The sequence below is a fragment of the Paenibacillus sp. MSJ-34 genome (assembly GCF_018918005.1).
GTDB lineage: Bacteria > Bacillota > Bacilli > Paenibacillales > Paenibacillaceae > MSJ-34.
On record NZ_JAHLPR010000033.1, the window covers coordinates 18562 to 44629 of the forward strand.

General features: G+C 51.4%; 25 protein-coding genes and 1 other annotated feature. All 25 genes read left to right on the forward strand.

Features of this window, described 5'->3' with window-relative positions:
• The first annotated feature begins 61 nt into the window (after nucleotides 1-61).
• The 25 genes from cysE (at nucleotide 62) to fusA (ending at nucleotide 26010) form a co-directional block, all read left to right on the forward strand.
• Complete coding sequence (cysE, locus tag KQI79_RS17080; protein WP_216539506.1) at nucleotides 62-718, forward strand: serine O-acetyltransferase; 657 nt, start codon at nucleotides 62-64, stop codon at nucleotides 716-718.
• 75 nt (nucleotides 719-793) lie between these two features.
• Nucleotides 794-2200, forward strand: coding sequence for a cysteine--tRNA ligase (gene cysS, locus KQI79_RS17085; protein WP_216539507.1), 1407 nt, complete (start codon nucleotides 794-796; stop codon nucleotides 2198-2200).
• A 27-nt stretch (nucleotides 2201-2227) separates the two neighbouring features.
• Nucleotides 2228-2713: a Mini-ribonuclease 3 gene (locus KQI79_RS17090; RefSeq protein WP_216539508.1), complete on the forward strand. Its 486-nt coding sequence runs from the start codon at nucleotides 2228-2230 to the stop codon at nucleotides 2711-2713.
• Nucleotides 2713-3459: a 23S rRNA (guanosine(2251)-2'-O)-methyltransferase RlmB gene (rlmB, locus tag KQI79_RS17095; protein WP_216539509.1), complete on the forward strand. Its 747-nt coding sequence runs from the start codon at nucleotides 2713-2715 to the stop codon at nucleotides 3457-3459. Before KQI79_RS17090 ends, rlmB begins: the two co-directional genes overlap by 1 nt.
• Nucleotides 3460-3463: 4 nt before the next feature.
• The gene (locus KQI79_RS17100) at nucleotides 3464-3988 is read left to right on the forward strand and encodes an NYN domain-containing protein (protein WP_216539510.1); all 525 of its coding nucleotides are present in this window, start codon (nucleotides 3464-3466) and stop codon (nucleotides 3986-3988) included.
• 173 nt (nucleotides 3989-4161) lie between these two features.
• Nucleotides 4162-4812 carry an RNA polymerase sporulation sigma factor SigH gene (gene sigH / locus KQI79_RS17105; RefSeq protein WP_216539511.1) on the forward strand — a complete coding sequence of 217 codons (651 nt, stop codon included), beginning with the start codon at nucleotides 4162-4164 and terminating at the stop codon, nucleotides 4810-4812.
• Nucleotides 4813-5256: 444 nt separating this feature from the next.
• A complete protein-coding gene (gene rpmG / locus KQI79_RS17110) occupies nucleotides 5257-5406 on the forward strand; it encodes a 50S ribosomal protein L33 (protein WP_216539512.1) in 150 nt (49 codons plus the stop codon).
• Nucleotides 5407-5423: 17 nt separating this feature from the next.
• Nucleotides 5424-5633 carry a preprotein translocase subunit SecE gene (gene secE / locus KQI79_RS17115; RefSeq protein ID WP_216539513.1) on the forward strand — a complete coding sequence of 70 codons (210 nt, stop codon included), beginning with the start codon at nucleotides 5424-5426 and terminating at the stop codon, nucleotides 5631-5633.
• Between the two features lie 39 nt (nucleotides 5634-5672).
• Nucleotides 5673-6206 (forward strand): transcription termination/antitermination protein NusG, encoded by a 534-nt coding sequence (gene nusG / locus KQI79_RS17120; protein WP_216539514.1) that lies wholly within the window; start codon nucleotides 5673-5675, stop codon nucleotides 6204-6206.
• 75 nt (nucleotides 6207-6281) lie between these two features.
• A complete protein-coding gene (rplK, locus tag KQI79_RS17125) occupies nucleotides 6282-6707 on the forward strand; it encodes a 50S ribosomal protein L11 (protein WP_216539515.1) in 426 nt (141 codons plus the stop codon).
• 164 nt (nucleotides 6708-6871) lie between these two features.
• Nucleotides 6872-7564, forward strand: coding sequence for a 50S ribosomal protein L1 (gene rplA / locus KQI79_RS17130; protein WP_216539516.1), 693 nt, complete (start codon nucleotides 6872-6874; stop codon nucleotides 7562-7564).
• Between the two features lie 118 nt (nucleotides 7565-7682).
• Nucleotides 7683-7843: a sequence feature (ribosomal protein L10 leader region), on the forward strand.
• Nucleotides 7844-7940: 97 nt separating this feature from the next.
• Nucleotides 7941-8444 (forward strand): 50S ribosomal protein L10, encoded by a 504-nt coding sequence (gene rplJ / locus KQI79_RS17135; RefSeq protein ID WP_216539517.1) that lies wholly within the window; start codon nucleotides 7941-7943, stop codon nucleotides 8442-8444.
• 72 nt (nucleotides 8445-8516) lie between these two features.
• Nucleotides 8517-8882 (forward strand): 50S ribosomal protein L7/L12, encoded by a 366-nt coding sequence (rplL, locus tag KQI79_RS17140; RefSeq protein ID WP_216539518.1) that lies wholly within the window; start codon nucleotides 8517-8519, stop codon nucleotides 8880-8882.
• A gap of 814 nt (nucleotides 8883-9696) precedes the next feature.
• Nucleotides 9697-10296, forward strand: coding sequence for a class I SAM-dependent methyltransferase (locus KQI79_RS17145; RefSeq protein ID WP_216539520.1), 600 nt, complete (start codon nucleotides 9697-9699; stop codon nucleotides 10294-10296).
• 38 nt (nucleotides 10297-10334) lie between these two features.
• Nucleotides 10335-10793 carry a GNAT family N-acetyltransferase gene (locus tag KQI79_RS17150; RefSeq protein WP_216539521.1) on the forward strand — a complete coding sequence of 153 codons (459 nt, stop codon included), beginning with the start codon at nucleotides 10335-10337 and terminating at the stop codon, nucleotides 10791-10793.
• 362 nt (nucleotides 10794-11155) lie between these two features.
• A complete protein-coding gene (locus KQI79_RS17155) occupies nucleotides 11156-12316 on the forward strand; it encodes an ABC transporter ATP-binding protein (RefSeq protein ID WP_216539522.1) in 1161 nt (386 codons plus the stop codon).
• Nucleotides 12303-12983 (forward strand): ABC transporter permease, encoded by a 681-nt coding sequence (locus tag KQI79_RS17160; RefSeq protein ID WP_216539523.1) that lies wholly within the window; start codon nucleotides 12303-12305, stop codon nucleotides 12981-12983. Before KQI79_RS17155 ends, KQI79_RS17160 begins: the two co-directional genes overlap by 14 nt.
• 48 nt (nucleotides 12984-13031) lie before the next feature.
• A complete protein-coding gene (locus KQI79_RS17165) occupies nucleotides 13032-13934 on the forward strand; it encodes a glycine betaine ABC transporter substrate-binding protein (RefSeq protein ID WP_216539524.1) in 903 nt (300 codons plus the stop codon).
• Between the two features lie 40 nt (nucleotides 13935-13974).
• On the forward strand, nucleotides 13975-14649 hold the full coding sequence (locus KQI79_RS17170; protein WP_230192265.1) for an ABC transporter permease: 675 nt from the start codon (nucleotides 13975-13977) through the stop codon (nucleotides 14647-14649).
• Between the two features lie 477 nt (nucleotides 14650-15126).
• Nucleotides 15127-18672, forward strand: coding sequence for a DNA-directed RNA polymerase subunit beta (gene rpoB, locus KQI79_RS17175; RefSeq protein ID WP_216539525.1), 3546 nt, complete (start codon nucleotides 15127-15129; stop codon nucleotides 18670-18672).
• Nucleotides 18673-18750: 78 nt separating this feature from the next.
• Nucleotides 18751-22386: a DNA-directed RNA polymerase subunit beta' gene (gene rpoC / locus KQI79_RS17180; protein ID WP_216539526.1), complete on the forward strand. Its 3636-nt coding sequence runs from the start codon at nucleotides 18751-18753 to the stop codon at nucleotides 22384-22386.
• A gap of 150 nt (nucleotides 22387-22536) precedes the next feature.
• Nucleotides 22537-22788: a ribosomal L7Ae/L30e/S12e/Gadd45 family protein gene (locus tag KQI79_RS17185; protein ID WP_216539527.1), complete on the forward strand. Its 252-nt coding sequence runs from the start codon at nucleotides 22537-22539 to the stop codon at nucleotides 22786-22788.
• 132 nt (nucleotides 22789-22920) lie between these two features.
• Entirely contained in the window at nucleotides 22921-23340 is a 420-nt protein-coding gene (gene rpsL / locus KQI79_RS17190; protein ID WP_216539528.1) for a 30S ribosomal protein S12, read from the forward strand.
• Between the two features lie 56 nt (nucleotides 23341-23396).
• Nucleotides 23397-23867 (forward strand): 30S ribosomal protein S7, encoded by a 471-nt coding sequence (rpsG, locus tag KQI79_RS17195; RefSeq protein ID WP_216539529.1) that lies wholly within the window; start codon nucleotides 23397-23399, stop codon nucleotides 23865-23867.
• A 70-nt stretch (nucleotides 23868-23937) separates the two neighbouring features.
• Nucleotides 23938-26010, forward strand: a complete 2073-nt coding sequence (fusA, locus tag KQI79_RS17200) for an elongation factor G (RefSeq protein WP_216539530.1) — start codon at nucleotides 23938-23940, stop codon at nucleotides 26008-26010.
• The last annotated feature ends 58 nt before the right edge of the window (nucleotides 26011-26068 follow it).

A 26068-nucleotide genomic window follows, 5' to 3' on the forward strand; every position in this document is an offset into this window, starting at 1 on the left:
ACGCCTCTGCAGCATCATGCTGTAGAGGCGTTTTATTTTGGACGGGAAAAGAAGGGATCGTATGTTTCGTAGAATGAAATCGGACATCGAAACGATATTCGAGAATGACCCCGCGGCGCGAAGCGTATTTGAAGTCGTGCTGACGTATTCCGGCTTGCACGCCATTTGGGCGCATCGGATCGCGCATTGGTTTTTCGTGCGGCGCTGGTATACGGTGGCAAGGATGATCTCGCAGCTGAGCCGCTTCTTTACAGGAATTGAAATCCATCCCGGCGCGACGATCGGGAACCGGTTGTTTATCGATCACGGCATGGGCGTGGTCATCGGGGAAACATGCGAAATCGGGGACGATGTCGTCATTTACCAAGGCGTTACGTTGGGGGGAACGGGCAAGGAAAAAGGCAAGCGGCATCCGACGATCGGCAACAATGTCGTCGTCTCGTCGGGAGCGAAAGTGCTCGGCTCGTTCAAGGTGGGCGACAATGCGATTATCGGCGCCAACTCAGTCGTGCTGCGCGAGGTGCCGCCGAACAGTACGGTCGTCGGCATTCCGGGGCGGGTCGTGAAGCAGGACGGCAAACGGATCGACCGGTTGAATCATACGCAGCTGCCCGATCCGGTGATCGATTTATGTTCCAATATGCAGCGGCGGATCGACCAGCTTGAAGAGGAACTGGCGCGCTTGAAGCAAGAGGGAGTCGGGATCGGCAACGATTGAACGCGGACCGTAGCGGGAGACGAGCGGCCCCGGGCAAGATGAAATCGGAAGAACCTCGCAGAAGGGATGAAGGATATGTCTTTAAAAATTTATAACACCGTTACGCGGACGAAAGAGGAGTTCGTTCCGCTTGAACCCGGCAAGGTGAAAATGTACGTATGCGGACCGACCGTATACGACTATATTCATATCGGGAACGCGCGTCCCGTCATCTTTTTTGATGTCGTGCGTCGTTATTTGCAGGCGATCGGATACGACGTCACTTATGTTTCGAATTTTACCGACGTCGACGATAAACTGATTCGGAAAGCGGAACAGACCGGATCGACCGTCCCCGAAGTGGCGGACAAATTCATCGCTGCCTTTTACGAAGACGTGGAAGCGCTGGGTGTGCGCCGGGCGGATCTGAATCCGCGCGTAACCGACAATATCGAGGAAATTATCGCCTTTATTCAAGATTTGGTCGACAAAGGCTACGCCTATGCGAAAGAAGGCGACGTTTTTTTTCGCACCTTGAAATTTGCAGAGTACGGGAAGCTGTCCCATCAAAATTTGGAGGAATTGCAATTCGGCGTACGGATCGAGGTAGACGAGCGCAAAGAAAATCCGGAAGACTTCGTCTTGTGGAAAGCTGCGAAACCGGGAGAAATTTATTGGCCCAGCCCGTGGGGGAACGGCCGTCCCGGATGGCATATCGAATGCTCGGCGATGGCGCGCAAATATTTGGGGGATACTTTGGATATCCATGGCGGCGGCCAGGATCTGCAGTTTCCGCATCACGAATGCGAGGTGGCCCAGTCCGAGGCGCTCACGGGCAAGACGTTTGCAAATTATTGGATGCACAACGGCTACATTAACATTAACAACGAAAAAATGTCGAAATCGCTCGGAAACGGCGTCATCGTGCACGATATGCGGGAACGAATCAAACCGGAAGTCCTCCGCTACTTCATGTTGTCGACGCATTACCGCAATCCGTTGAATTACAGCGACGAGACGATCGGGCAGGCGCGCAACAGTTTGGAGCGCATCGAGAATTGCATCGCCAATGTGCGGCATCGCCTGAAAGCGGCGGTCGAACTGCCTGCGGGAGACGAATCCGAAGCGCTCGGCGCAAAGCTGGAATCGATCCGCAGGGAGTTCCATGCGAAGATGCAGGACGATTTCAACACGGCGGATGCGATTACCGCCTGGTTCGACCTCGTAAGCGAAGCGAATGTCTACATGCAGCATCCGGCCGTGCGCCTGTCGGATTTGGAGGCGATATTGGCATTGTTCGCGGAAATGAACGATGTGCTCGGCCTGGTGAAGGAAGAGGAGCCGGAACTGCTTGACGAACAAATCGAACGGCTGATCGCGGAGCGGGCCGAAGCGCGCAAAGCGAAAAACTGGGCGCGCGCCGACGAAATTCGCGATTTGCTGGCAGCGGAAGGCATCGCGCTGGAGGATACGCCGCAAGGAATGCGTTGGCGCCGGAAATGAAGAGCGGAATGAAAGAAGGATACGGATATGGAGACAGATAAAACGGAGAATGCGGGAATAGATGAGAAGGCGGAAGCGGGTCCGGAATTCGACGATTTCCTGTTTCCGTATCCGCCCGCCAAAGAAGCGAAGCATATGAATCCGATTGTGCTGGCTTATATCGGTGATGCCATTTACGAAGTGGCGATCCGCCAGTACTTAATTTCCCGGCCGAATCATCGGCCGAACCATCTGCACCGCGGCGCGACGCAATTCGTTTCCGCGAAAGCGCAAAGCCGGTTGCTCCTGGTATGGCAGCCTTTGTTGACCGAGGAGGAGAAGGATGTCGTAAGGCAAGGACGCAACGCCAAATCCGGCAGCATCCCGAAGAACGCCAACGTGTCCGAATATCGGCTGGCTACGGCGTTTGAATGTCTGATCGGCTACTTGTACTACACGAAACGCTATGCGAGATTGCGCGAATTGCTCGGCGTCGCCATTGAAGCATGCGTAACCGAAAGAGGGGTTAATTGATGGAACAGGAATATATTGCCGGCAAGCACTCGGTAACGGAGGCGCTTCGTTCCGGCCGACCGATTCATAAACTGTGGATTGCGGATACCGCGCAGAAGCATTTGGCGCAGCCGATCGCGGCGGAAGCGAAACGTCAGGGCATCGTCGTACAGAACGCCGACAAACGCAAGCTTGACCAGATGGTGCCGGGGGTCCAGCATCAAGGCGTTGTGGCGCAAGTAGCGGCGTACGGTTACGCCGAGGTCGACGACTTGCTCGCGGCGGCCGCGGAACGGGGGGAACCGCCTTTTCTATTGCTGTTGGACGAAATCGAAGATCCTCATAATCTCGGGTCGATTCTGCGAACGGCGGATTGCACCGGCGTGCACGGCGTCATTATTCCGAAGCGCCGCTCCGTCGGCTTAACGGCGACCGTCTCCAAAACGTCGGCCGGCGCCGTCGAATATGTGCCGGTAGCGCGCGTAACGAATTTGGCGCAGACGATCGACCAACTGAAAAAGCAAGGATTGTGGATCGTCGGCACCGACGTTTCCGGAGATCAGGAGTTGTACGGATCGGCGCAGTTCAATATGCCGATCGCTTTGGTGATCGGGAATGAGAACAAAGGCATGGGACGGCTCATTAAGGAAAAATGCGATTTTCTCGTCAAGCTGCCGATGGTCGGACGAATCAACTCGCTTAACGCTTCCGTAGCGGCCGGGATTTTTATGTACGAGGTATTGCGCCAACGCCGCGGCTTACAATAACCGAATGTCCGATGTAAGAGACGTTCTTCTGGTGGACGGATACAACATGATCGGCTCTTGGCCGGAGCTGGTCGAATTGGCGCGGATCAGCTTGCAGGACGCGAGAGACCGTTTGCTGGAACGGTTGGCTGAGTATCAAGCCTTTTCCGGCAGAAGGGTGATCGTTGTGTTCGACGCTTATAAAGTGCCCGGGCTTGGCGCGTCTTACGTACAAAGCAAGGTGGAAATCCATTTCACAAAAGAGAAGGAAACGGCGGACGAATGCATTGAACGCTTCGTTCGCGAACTGTCCCGCCGCCGAAGGCAAATCTATGTGGCTACCTCCGATTCGGTCGAGCAGCATGTCGCTTTCGGCCAAGGGGCGCTTCGCGTATCGGCGCGGGAATTGTCGATTGAAATCGAACAAAGTCGCAAAGAAGTCAAAGGCATGATCGAACGGGACGGCGCCGTTTCGCACAAAAATCCGCTTGCCGGCAAATTAAGCCCCGACATTCGCAATTTGTTCGAAAAATGGCGGCGCGGACAATAAACCGGCCCACTTCGAAACATTGGCAAACGGCGAGCACTTGTATTTTTTTGCAATTATGTTATTCGCAAACGATTTTGGATGCGCCGCGGTTGACGATGCAGGTGACATAATATATACTGAGTCTATATTTGATAGAGTAACGGGAGTACGTGTTGCTGGCCGGAGGGATTGTGGTGAGTGTCGACCTCAAAGATTTGAGAATGTTCGAGTATGACATCAAAACAGACGAAGACATCGTTGAAGCCGTCCGCGAAGGCGACAGTGAAGCATTGGAGTACTTGATCAACAAGTACCGTAATTTTGTGCGCGCAAAAGCTCGTTCCTATTTTTTGATAGGCGCAGACCGGGAAGATATTATTCAAGAAGGTATGATAGGTTTATATAAATCGATTCGCGATTTCAAAGGGGACAAGCTCGCTTCGTTCAAGGCGTTTGCCGAACTGTGCATTACGCGCCAGATTATTACGGCGATCAAGACGGCGACGCGCCAGAAGCATATTCCTCTGAACTCCTACGTTTCGCTGGACAAGCCGATTTATGACGAAGATTCCGACCGTACCTTGCTCGATATCATTTGCGGTTCCCGCGTTTCCGATCCGGAAGAGCTCATCATCAATCAAGAAGAATTCGTCGGGCTTGAAGACAAGATGTCGGAAATATTGAGCGATCTCGAACGCAAAGTATTGATGCTGTATCTAGACGGTCGTTCGTATCAGGAAATTGCCGTCGATTTGAACCGCCATGTGAAATCGATAGACAATGCGCTGCAGCGGGTGAAGCGTAAGCTGGAGCGATATTTGGAAGTGCGAGATTTAGGCATTTAATGCCTTTTTGGTATGTATAACGTTGAAAATAATCAGGCTCTTATGCTGCGATACCGCAATGTAAGGGCCTTTATTTATTAATATTAGGCAGAACTGACGTTCTCGGAACGTATATTCCTATCATACCTTAAAACATGGCGTTTTGACAAGAGCTTTTTCCCGCTCAGGCGCGGCAAACGTTTATCTTTGGGGATGTTTACCTATAATGGAAGTAGAAGAGCGGACCGGTAAAGGCAAAAACAGCGCAGGAAGCGACGCGAAGCATCTTCCCGATGCGGTTTTCATTGACATCAACTGCCCCTTATGATAAAGTGTTTTAGGTAGCCCTAAATATGCGTACGATTTTTAGGATCATTATAGACGATTCTTAATGATTTTTTTTCAATTCCATCCAAAGGATTGAAACAAGGTCTACTTAGAGGATGTCTTCGGGAGGTGCACATCATGCGGGTAATTATTACGTTGGCTTGTACGAACTGTAAGCAAAGAAACTATACGACAAGCAAAAACAAGCGAAATCACCCCGACCGCATGGAGATGAAGAAATATTGCAAGTTTTGTAACGAGCAGACTTCTCATCGCGAAACAAGATAGTTTTTGGAGGTGTAGTCGTGTCTTTCATCGGAAATGTAAAGCGTAGCTTTGGATCCTTTTTTTCCTTTATCGCCGAAAGCTGGGCCGAGCTTAAAAAGGTTCGCTGGCCAAATCGTAAAGAGTTGACAAGCTATACAATCGTCGTTGTTTGCACGGTTCTGTTTGTCACGATTTATTTTTGGATTCTCGATATCGGCATTTCTTCTATTGTCGAAGCGATCATTTAAGAAGGGCCCTAGCCAAGATGGGTACCAAGGTGGATTAAGATGGAAAAAAGATGGTATGTCGTTCATACCTATTCCGGGTATGAAAACAAAGTAAAAGCCAATTTGGAAAAACGCGTCGAATCGATGGATATGAAGGATAAGATATTTCGGGTTCTTGTTCCGATGGAAGAAGAAGTGGTGAACAAAGACGGGAAGAAGAAAACCGTCATGCGCAAGGTTTACCCCGGCTATGTCTTGGTCGAAATGATCCAAACCGATGATTCTTGGTATGTTGTACGCAATACGCCGGGTGTTACGGGATTCGTCGGTTCCACAGGATCCGGTTCCAAGCCGACGCCTTTGCTGCCTGAAGAAGTGGATCAAATTCTGAAGCACATGGGTATGGAGGAGCCGAAGCCGAAAATCGAATTCGATTTGAAGGAATCGGTGCGTATCAAAGTGGGTCCATTTGCGAACTTTGTCGGATCGGTCGAGGAAATTTTGATCGATAAGAGCAAACTGAAGGTTCACGTCAACATGTTTGGGCGAGAAACCCCGCTCGAGTTGGATTATACTCAAGTGGAGAAGATTTAATAGATATCTTTGATGGTTTCTTGTGGGAGGGAATCATTCCCGTCTACCACATTATCGGGCAAGGAGGTGTTTTACGTGGCGAAAAAAGTGATTAAAATGGTAAAACTGCAAATTCCTGCAGGGAAAGCGAATCCGGCACCACCGGTAGGTCCGGCTTTGGGTCAAGCGGGTGTCAACATCATGGCATTCTGTAAAGAATTCAACGCCAGAACGGCCGATCAAGCGGGATTGATCATTCCGGTTGAAATTACGGTGTTCGAGGATCGTTCTTTCACGTTTATTACCAAAACTCCTCCGGCTGCAGTATTGCTTCGCGTTGCTGCAAAAATCGAAAAAGGTTCCGGAGAGCCGAATAAGAAAAAAGTTGCAACTGTAAAACGCGCGAAAGTTCGCGAAATTGCAGAGCAAAAAATGGCCGATTTGAACGCTGCATCCGTTGAGGCTGCTATGCGTATGGTCGAAGGCACTGCCCGCAGCATGGGCGTAACGATCGAAGACTAATTGCGTCTTCGTAGCAATGCGACGGCATAGGCGTCGCATGTTCGCGACTTGCTTCGCAAGCGCGTAAGTCACAGCACTCTCGTGTGCTGCGAATGTTTGCGATTTGCTTCGCAAACGCACCAGTGGGAGGAATTTCCGCTAATACCACGAAGGAGGAATCGTACATGGCGAAACACGGTAAAAAATATGTAGAAGCCGCGAAGCTGATCGACAGCGAAGCGACATATGAGCCATTGGAAGCCATTGAATTGGTGAAAAAGGCATCGACTGCAAAGTTCGACGAAACCGTTGAAGTTGCTGTTCGTTTGGGCGTAGACCCTCGTAAACAAGACCAAGCGGTTCGCGGTGTTGTTGTCCTTCCGCACGGAACGGGCAAAACAAAACGCGTGCTTGTATTTGCAAAAGGTGACAAAGCGAAAGAAGCGGAAGCGGCTGGCGCGGATTTTGTCGGCGATCAAGATATGATCAACAAAATTCAACAAGGCTGGTTCGATTTCGATGTCTGCGTAGCGACACCGGATATGATGAGCGAAGTAGGTAAATTGGGCCGTCTGCTCGGCGGTAAAGGCCTGATGCCGAATCCGAAAGCCGGAACGGTTACTTTCGACGTTGCCAAAGCGGTTCAAGAGATCAAAGCGGGTAAAATCGAATACCGTCTGGACAAAGCGGGTCAAATTCACGCGCCGATCGGCAAAGTGTCTTTTGACGCAGAGAAATTGAACGAGAACTTGAAATCGTTGATCGATGCGTTGAACAGAGCGAAACCGGCGGCAGCCAAAGGCGTATACTTGAAGAACATTTCCGTTTCTTCGACGATGGGCCCTGGCGCACGCGTGAACGCAGCCGTTTACAGATAAGACGCCTGACGCCGCTACTGACGCGAATATGCGGAAGTTGCATGCATGTCGTTGACATGATCGTCAAAGCGTGGTATTCTGTGAAAGTTGCGATATGCGTTGCATTGCAACCGACCTATAAAGTTGAATATGCTTACCGTAGACAGTAGGTGCCTTAGCAGGCTTAATTTCCTACCGAGGTGTTGTGATATAGAATGTATCGGTTATTTACACATCGTTGTAATCCAATACAGTACGTCATGCCTTCGTAGATGCTACGGAGGCTTTTTTGATGCCATAGCATGCGGGCGGGAATTCAACATAGGACAAGGTCGCTCATAAGGGATGTGCGTCGTCAGACGTTAGTGTAGACGAATTTTTATAGGAGGTGTACAGTGTGGCAAACGCAAAAGTGATTGAGGCGAAACAACAAGCTGTCCAAGAGATTACGACAAAATTGCAAGAGAGCGCAACGACGGTTGTAGCCGACTACCGCGGATTGAACGTAGCGCAAGTTACGGAACTCCGCAAACAGCTTCGCGAAGCGGGCATCGAGTTTGAAGTATTGAAGAACTCGCTCGTTCGCCGCGCAACGGCGCAAGCGGAATTGACGGAACTTGACGAAGTATTGACTGGACCGACTGCGGTCGCGTTCAGCCGTGAGGATGCGGTAGCTCCTGCGAAAATTTTAAACGAATTTGCGAAGAAAAATGACGCATTGAAAATTAAAGGTGGCGTCGTTGAAGGCCGCGTTGTCGACGTAGCGCAAATTAAAGCGCTGGCTGATCTTCCTTCCAGAGAAGGTCTCCTGTCCATGTTGCTCAGCGTGCTTCAAGCTCCTGTTCGCAACTTCGCGCTTGCGGTTAAAGCCGTCGGCGAAAAGCAAGAAGAAACGGCTTAAGACGAGAGAACGGGTGATCCCGCTCGTCTCGTAAAGACGAATCAATACTATTAAAAATATGGAGGTTCAATCATGAGTAAAGAACAAATCTTAGAAGCAATTAAAGGCATGACTGTATTGGAATTGAACGATCTCGTTAAAGCGATCGAAGAAGAATTCGGCGTAACGGCTGCTGCTCCTGTAGCGGTTGTAGCCGGTGGCGGCGGCGGCGCTGAAGCTGCTGAGCAATCGGAATTCGACGTTATCCTGGCAAGCGCAGGCGCGTCCAAAATCAACGTTATCAAAGTCGTTCGCGAAATTACGGGCCTCGGCTTGAAAGAAGCGAAAGACCTCGTAGACAACGCACCGAAGCCGCTTAAAGAAAAAGTAAGCAAAGAAGAAGCGGAAGCAGTGAAAGCGAAACTTGAAGAAGCAGGCGCAACTGTCGAAGTGAAATAATATTGCTTCAACTGCCGAAACCCCTTGAAGATCTTTCAAGGGGTTTCTTTATTCCCGGGAAGGGCCCGGTCACTCAACAATTAACGGTTTTTCAAGGTCTTATTTTTGGAATTACAGTCGATATTTCGAAATTAACGGATTTTCGAACCGTTAACATGTCGCGATCGGCCTGAGAAATGCTTGTTATTGTGAATTGCGGCAAAATAGAGCCCTCAAAATCCGCTAACTCAGCCAAAACAGCGTTTTTGGACAAAATAAGGCCTCCAAAGTCTGTTAACCTATGCATCATCCCTTTTGGAATGATCGGATTGTAACGCAGTACAATATTCAATGCAAAGCTAATGGCCTAGGGAGAAATAACTGCGATTAGAGTCAATTTCACGATTGGCCACCGTTGATGCAACAGGCTTTATTGCGCATACAGAAGGGCTTGCCTCCCCTATATTTCGAAGGTAATCCATGCGGACCTAGCTCCTTATTGACGCTAACGAAACTGGCATTCCTTATAGGGTACAAAATGAAGACGTTCCCAATTTAACGAAAGTACATATCGTTATTCATAGGAAATCTGCGGTTTTATCGCCTTTTTTCCCTCATTAACGTGCTTCAGTTTCGTTACAACAAACAACAAGGTGATTTACAGGCTATTAACGTGTATACGTTTCGTTAGCGCTGCGATGGGGCGTCGGCCGCAAGCGGTATTGCGAAATTGACTTCCATTGCATTTGAATGATAGGCCCTTCAATGCAAGCTTTGGGAAAGGCCTGGCGGGGGTAAAATAGAATGAACGCAATAGGAAAGCGAGGTGGCATCATTGTCGGAACATTATTATTCCAATCGCCCTGCGGTCGGTCATGACAGAAATACGATCGAAGCGACGCTGCGCGGACATCGGCTCAAGTTCGTAACGGATGCCGGCGTGTTCTCGAAAGGCGGCGTGGATTACGGCAGCAAAGTGCTGATTGAACATATGGACATCAAGCCGGACGCGAACATATTGGATGTCGGATGCGGCTACGGCCCGATCGGTTTAACGGCGGCCAAATTGGCGCCGGACGGACAAGTGACGATGATCGACGTGAACGAACGGGCTGTGCGGCTGGCGCAAGAAAACGCGGCGCTCAACGGCGTCTCCAATGCCGAGGCGTTGCAAAGCGACTTGTTCGCCGGGGTGGCCGGCCGGCGGTTCAACACGATTTTGACGAATCCGCCGATACGCGCGGGAAAAGAGACGGTGCACCGCATCTTCACGGAAAGCTTCGCCCACCTTCAAGACGGGGGCAGCTTATGGGTCGTCATTCAGAAGAAACAGGGAGCCCCCTCGGCAAAGGCGAAGCTGGAATCCGTCTTCGGAAGAGTGGAGGAAGTCGGGAAAGATAAAGGCTACCGCATTTTCAAAGCGGTAAAAGCGTAGATCGGCAATAAGAGAGGCGAACGAAAGGGGAAATTGCGATGGAACTTGCGATTAGGCTGATGAATCAAGAGGAGGAATGGCCGTACGATCTTCTGTTGCTTGCGGATCCTTCCAAACCGCTAGTGGATGAATACGTTCGTCGGGGCCATTGTTTTCTGGCTTATCTTAACGATGAATTGGTCGGGGAATTTGTGCTCATCCGCACCCGTCCCGAAACCGTCGAAATTGTTAACATTGCCGTGAAAGAACGATGGCAAGGGCGCGGAATCGGAACGCGATTGGTGCGGGCGGCCATTGAAGAAGCGCGAAAGCTGCAGGCGAAGACGGTCGAGATCGGGACGGGCAATTCCGGATTTAAACAGCTCAAGTTGTACCAAAAATGCGGCTTTCGGATTTGCGGCGTCGACATTGATTTTTTTATCAGAAATTACGATGAAGAACTTTATGAAGAAGGGATTCAAATTAAAGACATGGTCAGGCTAAGACTGGAGTTATAAGATTGCCGTGTCTTGACGGGAAAGCTCGAGCCGAAGCTTTCCTTCTTCGTTTGCGCTCATTTGGCAGCGCTTCCAAGTTGCAAACCCAATTTCCGGAAATATTGCGGTTCCGTTTCCTTGTATTTGGCAGGATCCGGCAGGATACGGGAGGATTTATATAGAACCGACCGCTCAGCCCGGATAACCGCGGATTATCCACAGATATCTCATGTAGCGGGGGGATACCCCTTTTGGTCGGCAATCCAGTTTCCGGTAAAATAATAGTGATAAGGGCATTTCATTTGTAAAAGTTTCCTTATCGCATGGCCGGCCTTGCCGGAAGCCATGCCGAAGCACGCAAATTACGAAAAGGTGGTGAATGCATGATTCAATTGCAGGGGGTAAATAAAGTATATGACGATGGCTTTCAAGCCCTCAAAAACTTGAATCTGGAATTCAAGCGGGGTGAAATCAGCGTATTGATCGGGCCGAGCGGCTGCGGGAAGACGACGACGATGAGGCTTATCAATCGTTTGATACAGCCATCGAACGGCGCCGTAATCGTCGACGGCCAAGATATCTCCGCCGTCGATCCGGTGAAGCTGCGAAGGAACATCGGGTACGTGATCCAAAATATCGGGCTGTTCCCGCATATGACGATCGCGAGGAACGTCTCCGTCGTACCGCGATTGCTCCGCTGGGATAAGCGTAAAATCGACGAACGGGTCGACGAATTGCTGCGGCTTGTCGGGATGGACCCGGATACGTACCGCAACCGGTATCCTTCCGAACTGAGCGGCGGACAGCAGCAGCGCATCGGCGTCATCCGGGCGTTGGCCGCCGATCCGGACATCATCCTCATGGACGAACCGTTCAGCGCTTTGGATCCGATCAGCCGCGAACAATTGCAGGACGAACTGCTTCGGCTGCAGCAGGAATTGAAGAAGACGATCGTATTCGTCACGCATGATATGGACGAAGCGATCAAAATCGCCGACTCGATGATTTTAATGAAAGACGGCGAAGTGATTCAGAAGGGAAGCCCGGAGAGCATATTGCGGCATCCCGCGAACGATTTCGTCAAGAGCTTTATCGGAACGAAACGAATGCGCACAGACAACGATCTGGAAGCTCTCCCTTCGGTCGATGAAGTGATGCTCGACAACCCGGCAACGGCTTATCCGACCCGCGGTTTGGCCGAAGCCGTCAAGATTATGGAGCGCAGGCGCGTCGATTCGCTGCTGATCGTCGACCGCAGCAACAGGCTGCTCGGCATCGTGTCGATCTATCAGGTGCTCGATCAGTACGGCGAAGAAGGCAAGACGGTCGCCGACGTGATGCAGCGGGTGAAGCACGTAGTCTCGCCCGGAACTCCGTTGCCGAACGCCTTGAACATGATGAGCGAACACGGCCTGTCGAACTTGGCCGTCGTCGGCGAGGACGACCGTTTCGTCGGGCTCATTACGAGAGGCAGCGTAGTTCGCCACATGGCCGATGTTTATCCTCCGGTAAGGAAGGAGGAGGCTGTTTATGAAGGGGCATAGTTTGGCAACGAACTATATCGGCTTCATTCAAGAAAGATTCCCCGATATTATGGCAAGCGCGGGAGAACATCTCGTCATCTCCGCCGCGGCCGTCATCTGCGGCAGCATTGTCGCGATTCCGCTCGGTATTTATTTGGCGCAAAATGAGCGCAAATGGCTTCATACCGTCACATTCTCGATCGCAAATCTATTTCAAACGATACCGAGTCTAGCGCTTCTGGCGTTATTGCTCCCTCTGCTCGGCATCGGTACGGCGCCGGCGATATTCGCCCTCTTCCTCTATTCGATCATGCCTTTGATGCGCAATACGTATGCGGGATTTCAAGCCGTCGATTCTTCTGTTCTGGAATCCGCCAGAGGAATGGGCTACAGCCGGACGCAGCGGCTGATCCAAATTCAGCTTCCGCTCGCGTTCCCGTATATTATGTCGGGGCTAAGGATTACAACCGTCTATATTATTAGTTGGACCACGATCGCGACGTTAATCGGAGCCGGCGGATTGGGAGATTTGATCTACTCCGGCATCGGCGTCAACAAGAAAGAATTGATCTTCTCGGGAGCGGCTGCCGCGATTTTGCTGGCGTTTATCGCCGATTGGATTTTGGGAGCCGTCGAAAAATGGGTGACGCGCAAAGCGAGAACGGGACTGAGCGAGTCGATGCAATAGACGGCAAACGTTTTTGCAGTAAAAAAATCGGTTTCATTAGGAGGAATTATGAATAGAAAAGGAATCATAGGATTGGTTTTCATTATTGTGATGTCGTTGGCTTTGTCTGCTTGCGGCGGCAGCGGCAAGAAAGACAATACGTTGGTGATCGGGGCGCAAAATTATACGGACCCCCTTATTATTGCGAATATGTACAAAGCGTTAATTGAAGATCGGACCGACCTGAAGGTGAAAATCAAACAGGACTTGGCCTCGAGCCCGATCGTGATCGATGCGTTGAAAATGGATGAAATCCAAATGGCCACCCTGTATACGGGAGAAGTATTCAATAACTATTTTGAAGTGGAGCAAACCAAGGATCGTCAGCAAGTGTTGAAGCTGGCGCAAGAAGGATTCGACGAGCATTACGGCTTTAAGTGGTTCGATCCTTACGGATATGAAAATACGTATGTGTTCGCCGTTCGCGAAGATTTGGCGGCGGAGCATCATCTAAATAAAATTTCCGATGTGGAAGACATGGCCGGCGATATGACGGTCGGAGTGGATACGACTTGGCTCGAACGGGACGATATCGGGTACCGCGTATTCCAGAAAGAATACGGGTTCTCTTTCAAAGAAGCGCTCCCGATGCAAATCGGGCTCGTTTATGAGGCGGCAGCCAACAAAAAAGTGGATATCGTGCTCGCCTATTCCGTCGATCCCGGACTGATCGAGTACAATTTGCAAACGCTCCAAGACGACAAGCAGTTTTTCTACCCGTACGACGCTTCGCCGGTTGTGCGCAAAGATATGCTTGAGCAGCATCCGGATTTGGAAGAAGCGGTCAATTTGCTGGTCGGCAAAATCGACGCCAAAACGATGACGCAATTATGCTACGAAGTGGAAGTGGAAAAACAAAGCGCCCAAAAGGTAGCCGTCGCATTTTTGCAGGAAATCGGGTTGTTGCAATAAAGCGGAGCTGACCCAAATAATGAAATGAGGTGGGGGAAGCATGGAACGTAACTTTATGACGCGAATGGCTGAATATTTGCAGGATCATGCGGGCGATTTGCTGATGTTGACGCTGAATCACATCGTTATGGTCGTCGCCGGCCTGCTGCTGGCGCTCGTTGTCGGCATCCCGCTCGGCATCTTGTGCGCCCGCAATGAGCGAACGGCCAAAATCATTCTCGCGGCGGCGAACACCATTCAAGTGTTCCCGAGTCTCGCGCTGCTGGCGATATTGATGCTCGTGCTCGGACTCGGGTTTAAAACGATCGTCGTCGGCTTGTTCCTATACTCGCTGCTGCCGATCATCCGCAACACTTATGTCGGATTGCAGCAAGTGGACCGGGGCGTTTCCGAAGCGGGCAAAGGTGTCGGCATGAGTCCGCTGCAACTGCTGTTGAAAGTGCAGATGCCGTTGTCGCTGCCGTTCCTTATGGCCGGTCTGCGCGTTGCGGCTGTCATTGCGATCGGTGTCGCAACGCTCGCTCCGTTAATCGGGGGAGACGGCCTGGGGAAGGAAATTTACTACGGCCTCAACCATCGCAATGATATCCAGATTTATGCCGGCGCCATTCCGGCGGCGCTGCTCGCGATCGCAGCCGATATCGTGCTGGGGAAATGGCAGAAGCGAATGGAAGTGGATACGCGCAAAGGCAAAAAACAGCCAATCCGTTCGTAAGAGGTGAACTTTTATTTAAAGAAACATATTTTAAAAACCGATGACTCAATCGGTTTTTTTTGTTGACTTCAAAATTTAGATATGGTATTATTTTAAAATGTCAGTATTAGGATGGTCTTCATGTCTTTAGTTTGCTAAAATGTCAAGACTTTTTTCGATATTGGATGTATAGAAAATTGTCGTTTAACGTATAATGTTATCATTTTGGGCAAATCTACTTGATATGAAGAAACTATTTCCAAAGGACGAAAGGAACAATGAGGATCGCGCTCTTTTTTCGAACACATTCGATAAGGGCTTTTCTTTATTTGTCTTCTGATTCCTGCTGCCGCTTTTCGTTTATGCTCCGACAACGGAAGTTTAACTTTTTTACGGGATTTTCGTCAAGTTAAAATTTTACTTTGTACGGATTATACGGCGGAAGCGGACGAATGTGCAATGAATTTTTAGTGAGTAGACATGAGGGGTGAGTATAAGTTGGCAGGACAACTTGTTCAGTATGGTCGACGCACTCGGAGGAGTTACGCACGCATCAAAGAGGTACTCGATGTTCCGAATCTGATTGAAATCCAACAAAAGTCATATGAATGGTTTTTGGACGAAGGATTGCGTGAAATGTTCCAAGACATTTCGCCGATTCAGGATTTTACAGGAAACTTGGTCTTGGAATTTATCGATTACAGCCTGGGCGAACCGAAATATTCCATCGATGAAACGAAAGAGCGCGATGTCACCTATGCGGCTCCTTTACGAGTCAAAGTACGGCTTATTAACAAAGAAACCGGTGAAGTGAAGGAACAAGAAGTGTTCATGGGAGATTTCCCGCTTATGACGGAAACCGGTACGTTTATTATTAACGGTGCGGAACGGGTTATTGTCAGCCAGTTGGTTCGCTCTCCCAGCGTCTATTTTAGCACTAAAGTTGATAAAAACGGGAAGAAAACATATACCGCGACGGTGATCCCGAACCGCGGCGCTTGGCTGGAACTGGAGACGGACGCGAAAGACATCATCTATGTACGGATCGATCGCACCCGCAAAATTCCGGTTACGGTGCTGCTGCGCGCCTTAGGCTTCGGAACGGACGCGGAAATTTTGGAATTGCTCGGCAATGACGAGTACATTCGCAATACATTGGATAAAGACAACACCGACACGACGGAGAAAGCGTTGATCGAAATTTACGAGCGCCTTCGTCCCGGCGAGCCGCCGACGCTTGAGAATGCGAAGAGCTTGCTTGTGGCGCGTTTCTTCGATCCGAAGCGTTACGATCTGGCGAATGTCGGACGTTACAAAATTAACAAGAAGCTCCACATCAAGAACCGTTTGTTCAACCAACGGCTCGCGGAAACGCTGGTCGATCCGTCCACGGGCGAAATTATCGCCGAAGCGGGACAAATGATCGATCGCCGTTTGTTGGACGAAATTTTGCCTTACTTGGAAAAGAACGTCGGCTTCAAAACGTATCATGTAGCAGGCGGCGTCATGGATGCGAACGATATCCCGCTGCAAAGCGTCAGCGTATTCTCGCCGCATGACGAAACGAAAGTCATCAAAGTCATTTCCAACGGGGTTATCGATAAGACGGTCAAACATATTACGCCTGCAGATATTATTTCTTCAATTAATTATTTTATTAATTTATTGCATGGCGTAGGAAGCACCGACGACATCGACCATTTGGGGAACCGCCGTCTGCGTTCGGTCGGCGAACTGCTGCAAAACCAGTTCCGTATCGGCTTGTCCCGGATGGAGCGCGTCGTGCGCGAGAGAATGTCCATTCAGGATGCGAACGTGATTACGCCGCAGGCGCTGATCAACATCCGTCCGGTAATTGCGTCGATTAAAGAGTTCTTCGGAAGCTCCCAGTTGTCGCAGTTCATGGACCAGACGAACCCGCTGGCGGAATTGACCCATAAGCGCCGCTTGTCCGCGCTCGGTCCCGGCGGTTTGACGCGCGAACGGGCCGGTTTCGAAGTCCGCGACGTGCATCACTCGCACTACGGCCGGATGTGTCCGATCGAGACGCCGGAAGGTCCGAACATCGGATTGATTAACTCGCTGTCTTCGTACGCGCGCATTAACGAGTACGGATTTATCGAGGCGCCGTACCGTTGGGTCGATCCGAAGACGGGCGTCGTTACCGATCAGATCGCATACTTGACGGCGGATGAGGAAGACAACTACGTTATCGCGCAGGCGAACGCGGAGTTGAATCCGGACGGCACGTTTAAAGACGATATGGTTATCGTTCGTTATAACAAGCAATCCGACAACATCCTCGTGATGCCGAGCGATCGCGTCGATTATATGGACGTTTCGCCGAAACAGGTTGTCTCGGTGGCGACGGCGTTAATTCCGTTCCTGGAGAACGACGACTCCAACCGCGCCCTGATGGGATCGAACATGCAGCGGCAAGCCGTTCCGCTCCTCGTCCCGAAAGCTCCGCTCGTCGGAACGGGAATGGAGCATAAGGCGGCGAAAGATTCCGGCGTATGTATCGTAGCGAAGCACGACGGCATTATCGAGCGCGCTTCGGCGAACGAAATATGGCTGCGCCGCGTCGAGACGATCGACGGCAAAGAAGTGAAAGGCGACGTCATTAAATATAAGTTGCACAAATTTATGCGTTCCAATCACGGAACTTGCAACAATCAGCGTCCTCTGGCCCGGAAAGGCGATATCGTCAAAAAAGGGGACATCCTGGCGGACGGACCTTCCACGGAACAAGGCGAATTGGCGCTCGGACGCAACGTCGTCGTCGCCTTTATGACATGGGAAGGCTACAACTACGAGGATGCGATTTTGTTAAGCGAGAAACTGGTGAAAGAAGACGTTTATACGTCGATTCACATTGAAGAATACGAGTCCGAAGCCCGCGACACGAAGCTCGGGCCGGAAGAGATTACCCGCGATATTCCGAACGTCGGGGAAGAAGCGCTCAAGAACTTGGATGAGCGCGGCATTATCCGCGTCGGGGCGGAAATCGGCGCAGGCGATATTCTCGTCGGCAAAGTTACGCCGAAGGGCGTCACCGAGTTGACGGCGGAAGAGCGTTTGCTCCACGCGATCTTCGGGGAGAAGGCGCGCGAAGTTCGCGATACGTCATTGCGCGTGCCGCACGGAACCGACGGAATCGTCGTCGACGTCAAAGTGTTTACGCGCGAGAACGGCGACGAATTGCCTCCGGGCGTGAATCAGCTTGTCCGTGTCTATATTGCGCAGAAGCGTAAAATCTCCGAAGGGGACAAAATGGCGGGACGCCACGGGAACAAAGGGGTTATCGCCCGGATTTTGCCTGAGGAAGATATGCCGTTCTTGCCGGACGGCACGCCGGTCGAAGTTGTATTGAACCCGCTCGGCGTTCCTTCGCGGATGAACATCGGGCAGGTGCTCGAAGTCCACTTGGGCATGGCGGCGAAACATCTCGGCCTTCATATGTCGACGCCGGTATTCGACGGCGCGACCGAATACGACGTATTCGACACGATGGAAGAAGCCGGCATGAACCGCAACGGCAAGACGATTCTATATGACGGTAGAACCGGCGAGCGCTTCGAGCGCGAAGTTACGGTCGGCGTCATGTACATGATCAAATTGGCTCACATGGTTGACGATAAAATCCATGCCCGTTCCACCGGACCGTACTCGCTCGTTACGCAGCAGCCGCTCGGCGGTAAAGCGCAGTTCGGCGGACAGCGTTTCGGGGAGATGGAGGTTTGGGCGCTGGAAGCTTACGGCGCGGCCTACACGCTGCAAGAGATTCTTACGGTCAAATCCGACGACATCGTCGGCCGGGTGAAGACGTACGAATCGATCGTGAAAGGCGAGAACGTGCCGGAGCCTGGCGTTCCGGAGTCGTTCAAAGTATTGATTAAAGAGCTGCAAAGCTTGGGTATGGATGTGAAGATCTTGACCGAAAACGAGGAAGAGATCGAGATGAAAGAAATCGACGATGACGACGATGCGAGCGGCGATAAGCTTAGCTTGAATCTGGAAGGAGCCGAGGTCGGCGTCGAATAGGCGCCGGCTTTCTGCCCGGATATATTTTGCCAATGAGTACATGATTCCAATAAGTACATGATTAAGGAGGGTTGCTCCTTGATGGACGTAAACAATTTCGAATTTATGAAGATCGGATTAGCTTCACCGGACAAAATTCGTTCTTGGTCCCGCGGAGAAGTAAAAAAGCCGGAGACAATCAACTATCGTACCTTAAAACCGGAAAAAGAAGGGCTCTTTTGTGAAAAAATATTCGGCCCGACGAAAGACTGGGAATGTCATTGCGGCAAATATAAACGCGTCCGTTATAAAGGCGTCGTCTGCGACCGCTGCGGCGTTGAAGTAACCCGCGCGAAAGTGCGCCGCGAGCGGATGGGCCATATCGAATTGGCCGCCCCGGTTTCGCATATTTGGTATTTCAAAGGAATTCCAAGCCGCATGGGTTTGGCGCTGGATATGTCGCCGCGCTCGCTCGAAGAGATTATTTACTTCGCTTCCTATGTGGTCACCGATCCGGGCGATACGCCGCTCGAGAAGAAGCAACTGCTGTCCGAGAAGGAATACCGCAGCTACCGCGAGAAATACGGCTACGGATTCCAGGCTGGCATGGGAGCCGAAGCGGTCAAAAAGCTGCTTCAAGATCTCGATATCGATAAAGAACTCGAATTTTTGAAAGAAGAGCTGCGCACGGCGCAAGGACAACGCCGCAACCGTGCGATCAAGCGTCTCGAAGTTATCGAAGCGTTCCGCAATTCGGGCAACGAACCGGAATGGATGATTCTCGACGTGCTGCCGGTCATTCCGCCGGAGCTGCGCCCGATGGTTCAATTGGACGGCGGACGTTTCGCCACGTCCGACTTGAACGATCTGTACCGCCGCGTTATTAACCGCAACAACCGCTTGAAACGTCTCCTCGACCTCGGCGCGCCGGATATTATCGTGCAGAACGAGAAGCGGATGCTGCAAGAAGCGGTGGACGCGCTGATCGACAACGGCCGTCGCGGCCGCCCGGTAACGGGTCCCGGCAACCGGCCTTTGAAATCGCTCAGCCATATGCTCAAAGGGAAGCAAGGCCGTTTCCGCCAAAACTTGCTCGGAAAGCGCGTTGACTACTCGGGTCGTTCCGTTATCGTTGTCGGACCGAGCCTGAAAATGTACCAATGCGGCTTGCCGAAAGAGATGGCATTGGAATTGTTTAAGCCTTTCGTCATGAAAGAGCTTGTCAATAAAGGATTGGCGCATAATATCAAGAGCGCGAAACGCAAAGTGGAACGGGTCAGCCCGGAAGTATGGGACGTGCTCGAAGAAGTCATTAAAGAGCATCCCGTTCTGCTGAACCGCGCTCCTACGCTGCACAGACTCGGGATCCAAGCGTTCGAACCGATTCTTGTGGAAGGACGCGCTATTAAGCTTCATCCGCTCGTATGTACGGCGTACAACGCCGACTTTGACGGCGACCAGATGGCGGTGCACGTGCCGTTGTCCGCCGAAGCGCAAGCGGAAGCGCGCATTCTGATGCTGGCTTCGGGGAACATTCTGAACCCGAAAGACGGCAAACCGGTCGTCACGCCTTCTCAGGATATGGTTCTGGGCAGCTATTACTTGACGATGGACAACAAGGAAGCGGAAGGAACGGGCCTCATCTTCGCCCATCCGAACGAAGCGATCTCCGCTTATCAACGCGGAACCGCCTCGCTGCATGCGCGCGTCGCGATTCCGGTCAAGGCGCTGGGCAAAACGTCCTTCACCGACAAGCAGCAGGGCGCGATGCTGGTTACGACGGTCGGCCGGATTATTTTCAACGAAATATTCCCGGCATCGTTCCCGTACATCAACGAGCCTACGAAAACGAATTTGCTGCAAGGAACGCCGGAACAATACTTTATTTACGACAAAGGCGTCGATATCCGCGAGTACATGCTGTCGCTTCCGCAAACGGGCGCGGTCGGCAAAGAATATTTGGGACAAATTATCGCCAAATGTTTCGAGACGTACCATACGACGGAAACGTCGGTCATTCTGGACAAAATCAAACAACTCGGCTTTACGTACTCGACGAAAGCGGGCATTACGATTGCCGTCTCCGATGTTATCGTGCCGCAGGAAAAAGCGGATATTTTGCGCGAATCCGAAGAGAAGGTCAAAGTGGTTACCAATCAATACCGCCGCGGTCTGATTACGGACGAAGAGCGGTACGACCGGGTTATCGAAATTTGGGGCCAAACGAAAGACCGGATTACCGACGTATTGATGAAATCGATGGACCGCTACAATTCGATCATGCTCATGGTCGACTCCAAAGCGCGCGGTAACAAATCGCAGATTACGCAGCTTGGAGGCATGCGGGGGCTGATGGCTACGCCGTCGGGCCGAATTTTCGAATTGCCGATCAAATCGAACTTCCGCGAAGGCTTGACCGTCTTGGAGTACTTTATTTCCACGCACGGCGCGCGGAAAGGTTTGGCCGACACCGCGCTTCGTACGGCGGACTCCGGTTACCTGACGCGGCGTCTCGTCGACGTGGCGCAAGACGTCATCATCCGCGAGGAAGATTGCGGTACGGATAAAGGATTCACCGTCAGCAAAATTCAAGACGGCAAAGAGGTTATCGAAGACTTGTTCGACCGGATCGAAGGACGCTATTCGTTCGAAACGGTACGCCATCCGCAAACCGGCGAAATTATCGTGAACCGCAACGAATTGATCGATTCCGACAAAGCCGATCTGCTGCTCAAATCGGGAGCGCTCATGAAGCCCGACGGCGTCGAACGTCTGCAAATCCGTTCCGTTCTTAGCTGCCGCGCGCGTCACGGCGTCTGCAAAATGTGCTACGGCCGCAATCTGGCGACCGGCAAGCACGTCGAGATCGGGGAAGCGGTCGGCATTATCGCCGCGCAATCGATCGGGGAGCCGGGAACGCAGCTCACGATGCGTACGTTCCATACCGGGGGCGTCGCGGGAGACGATATTACGCAAGGTTTGCCGCGGATTCAGGAGCTGTTCGAAGCGCGGAATCCGAAAGGGCAAGCGGTCATTACCGAAATCGACGGCGTCGTGAAAGAAATTCGCGAGGCGAAAGACCGCCGCGAAATTGAAATTCAGGGCGAAGCCGAAACGAAAGTGTACGCCGTTACGTACGGATCGCGCATTCGCGTATACGAAGGGAAAGAGGTCGAAGCCGGCGACGAGTTGACGGACGGTTCGATCGACCCGAAAGATATGCTGCGCATTAAAGGAATTCGCGGCGTGCAAAACTACATTCTCCAAGAGGTGCAGCGCGTATATCGAAACCAAGGGGTTGAGATTAACGACAAGCACGTCGAGGTTATGATCAAGCAAATGCTGCGCAAAATCCGAATCGTCGATTCGGGAGATACGCCTCTGTTGCCGGGCTCGTTCGTGGATATTCACGAATACGAAGCGGCCAACAAGGATGCGATTCTCTCCGGCAAAGAACCGGCTGTCGCGAAACCGGTATTGCTCGGGATTACGAAAGCGTCGCTTGAAACCGACTCCTTCCTGTCGGCGGCATCGTTCCAGGAAACGACTCGCGTCTTGACCGATGCGGCCATCAAAGGAAAAGTCGACCAATTGCTCGGCTTGAAGGAGAACGTCATTATCGGCAAGCTGATTCCTGCGGGAACGGGCATGAGCCGATATCGCAACGTCAAATTCGTCGAGCCTGAGCCGGAAGAACCGACACAGGAAGAATTGGAAGCCGTATCGATAGAATAGCGGTTATGGCGGAGCGGAATGAGCGGATAAGCCGGCGTGGCTTTCCCTCATTCCGTTTCAGTTTTTTCTTGACATCCGATTTTTGAAATGATAATATATCGTAGTGTGCCTAAGCTAACGTATCACCTGTTCTTTTGGAGGATATGATCGATGTCTTATGATAAAGGATTACAGGACGCGAACATTAAGATCGGCACCAAACAGACGATGCGAATGGTCGAACTGGGGCAAGCCGTCGAAGTGTATGTGGCGGAAGATGCCGATTCCCGGATTACATCGAAAGTGATCGCGCTGTGCAAGAAAGCCGGCGTGAAGGTAACTTACGTCGACACGATGCGGAATCTCGGCAAAGCTTGCGGGATCGAAGTCGGAGCCGCGATGGTTGCCGTTGTGAATGAATAATGAAACTAATGTTTTTGTAGGGGCGGGAGTCCCGGGCAAAGACATTTCGTTTGTTCTTTTATGAACCGCCTGGGTCTGTGGGCTTAAAAGCGGCTCATAATCGAATGTTTATTATGGGAAGGGGGTGGCAACATGCCAACAATTAATCAATTAGTGCGCAAAGGCCGCGAAGAGAAAAAATCGAAGTCTAAATCCCCTGCATTGCAAAAAGGATTCAACGCTTTGAAGCGTGAAGAGACTGATTTGAGCGCCCCGCAAAAACGCGGCGTATGTACTCGCGTAGGTACTTTGACTCCGAAAAAACCGAACTCCGCGCTTCGTAAATACGCTCGTGTTCGTTTGACGAACCGCGTGGAAGTGAACGCGTATATCGGCGGAATCGGACACAACTTGCAAGAGCACAGTGTCGTATTGGTTCGCGGCGGACGGGTAAAAGACCTTCCGGGGGTACGTTACCATATCGTGCGCGGTGCATTGGATACTGCAGGCGTGAACAACCGTATGCAAGCTCGTTCGAAATACGGTACGAAACGTCCGAAAGAGAAAAAATAATCGAATGACGATGTAAGCAGAAGATTGATAGAATGACGAAAGAAAGGGGGATACCCATGCCACGCAAAGGTCCAGTTTCGAAGAGAGACGTGTTGCCGGATCCGGTGTATAACAGCAAATTGGTTACTCGCCTGATCAACCGCATCATGATCGACGGTAAACGGGGCGTTGCTCAAACAATCCTTTACGATGCGTTCAAGTTGATTCAAGAACGTACAGGCAAAGAGCCGATGGAAGTGTTTGAAGCAGCGATCAAAAATATTATGCCGGTATTGGAAGTTAAAGCTCGTCGTGTCGGCGGCGCCAACTACCAAGTGCCGATCGAAGTAAAACCTGAAAGACGCACCTCCTTAGGGTTGCGTTGGCTCGTAAACTATTCCCGCACTCGCGGGGAGAAAACGATGGAAGAGCGTTTGGCGGCTGAGATTATCGACGCTTCCAACAACACAGGCGCTTCCGTTAAGAAACGTGAAGACACGCACAAAATGGCTGACGCCAACAAAGCGTTCGCGCACTATCGTTGGTAGGATCAAGCTTTACGTTTCGTCAATTTATAGAATTCAGTTAAGATAGTCTAATTTGAAGGGAGACTGTTTCATGGCAAGAGAGTTCTCCTTGAAAAATACACGCAACATCGGGATCATGGCACATATTGATGCCGGTAAGACTACGACTACGGAGCGGATCTTGTTCTTTACGGGCCGTACGCACAAAATCGGGGAAGTTCACGAAGGTGCGGCTACGATGGACTGGATGGAGCAAGAGCAAGAGCGCGGTATTACGATTACGTCTGCCGCGACGACCGCTCAATGGAAGGGTCACCGCATCAATATCATCGATACCCCCGGACACGTTGACTTCACCGTTGAAGTTGAGCGTTCCTTGCGTGTATTGGATGGGGCAGTTGGTGTTTTTAGCGCGAAGGAAGGCGTAGAGCCGCAATCCGAGACGGTTTGGAGACAAGCCGATAAATACGGTGTTCCGCGTATTGCATATGTCAATAAAATGGATACCGTCGGAGCGGACTTTTTGCACGTTATTCAAACGATGCGCGACAGATTGCAAGCAAATGCCGTTGCGATTCAACTTCCAATCGGAGCGGAGAATGATTTCAAAGGTATCATCGACTTGGTCGAACAAGTAGCTTATATCTACAAAGACGACCTTGGCAAAGATATCGAACAAATCGAAATTCCGGCGGAGTACAAAGACAAAGTCGAAGAACTTCGCATGGAATTGGTCGAGAAGGTAGCGGAGCTTGACGAAGACTTGACCATGAAGTATCTTGAAGGTGAGGAAATTACAGTACCCGAACTGAAAGCGGCATTGCGCAAAGGGGTATGTAGCGTACAAATCTTCCCGGTCGTTTGCGGGTCTTCCTATCGCAACAAAGGGGTTCAATTGATGTTGGACGCCGTTGTCGATTACTTGCCTGCGCCGATCGACGTACCTGACATTAAAGGTCATCTTGAAGACGGTACGGAAGCGGTTCGCCATTCTTCCGACGAAGAGCCGTTCGCGGCGCTTGCTTTCAAGATCATGACAGATCCTTATGTCGGTAAACTGACGTTCTTCCGCGTATATTCCGGCGTGCTACAATCCGGATCGTACGTATTGAACGCGACGAAAGGCAAACGCGAACGGATCGGCCGTATCCTGCAAATGCATGCGAACAGCCGCCAGGAGATCTCCATCGTGTACTCCGGCGATATCGCGGCTGCCGTAGGTTTGAAAGATACAGGCACGGGCGACACGCTTTGCGACGAGAAAAATCCGGTTATTCTGGAATCCATGAACTTCCCGGATCCGGTTATCGAGATCGCCGTCGAGCCGAAGACGAAAGCCGACCAAGACAAGCTTGGCGCGGCGCTCGCGAAATTGACGGAAGAGGATCCGACGCTGCGCGCTTCGACGAACGAAGAAACGGGCCAAACGATCCTTGCCGGTATGGGCGAGCTTCATCTCGATATTATTATCGACCGTATGCGCCGCGAGTTCAAAGTGGATACGAACGTAGGTAAACCGCAAGTTGCTTACCGCGAAACGTTCCGCACTCCTGCACGCGTGGAAGGCAAGTTCGTACGCCAATCCGGCGGTCGCGGACAATACGGACACGTTTGGGTCGAATTCGAACCGCTTGAAGCGGGCACCGGCCTGCAGTTCGACAGCAAAATCGTCGGCGGTGCGGTTCCGAGAGAATATATCGCTCCTGCGCAAGCGGGTATCGAAGAAGCGATGAAGAACGGTGTTCTTGCCGGCTTCCCGCTCGTCGATGTGAAAGCCACGATCGTTGACGGATCTTACCATGACGTCGACTCCAGTGAGATGGCGTTTAAGATTGCCGGTTCGATGGCTTTGAAAGCGGCGAAAGACAAATGTAATCCGGTTCTGCTCGAGCCGATCATGAAAGTGGAAGTTACCGTTCCGGAAGAATACATGGGCGACGTGATGGGTATGCTTAACTCCCGTCGCGGCCGGATCGAAGGTATGGATTCCCGCGGGGGCGCGCAAGTGATTCGTGCGAAAGTGCCGTTGTCCGAAATGTTCGGATATACGACGGTATTGCGTTCCGGTACACAAGGCCGCGGTGTCTTCTCGATGGAAATTTCCCACTACGAAGAAGTGCCTCGCAACATTGCCGAGGAAATCATTTCGAAGAGCGGCTCTTAAGATTGTTTTCCAGCCGGCTGTGCGCTTGACTCATTCAGGCGCACAGCCAGGCAACATA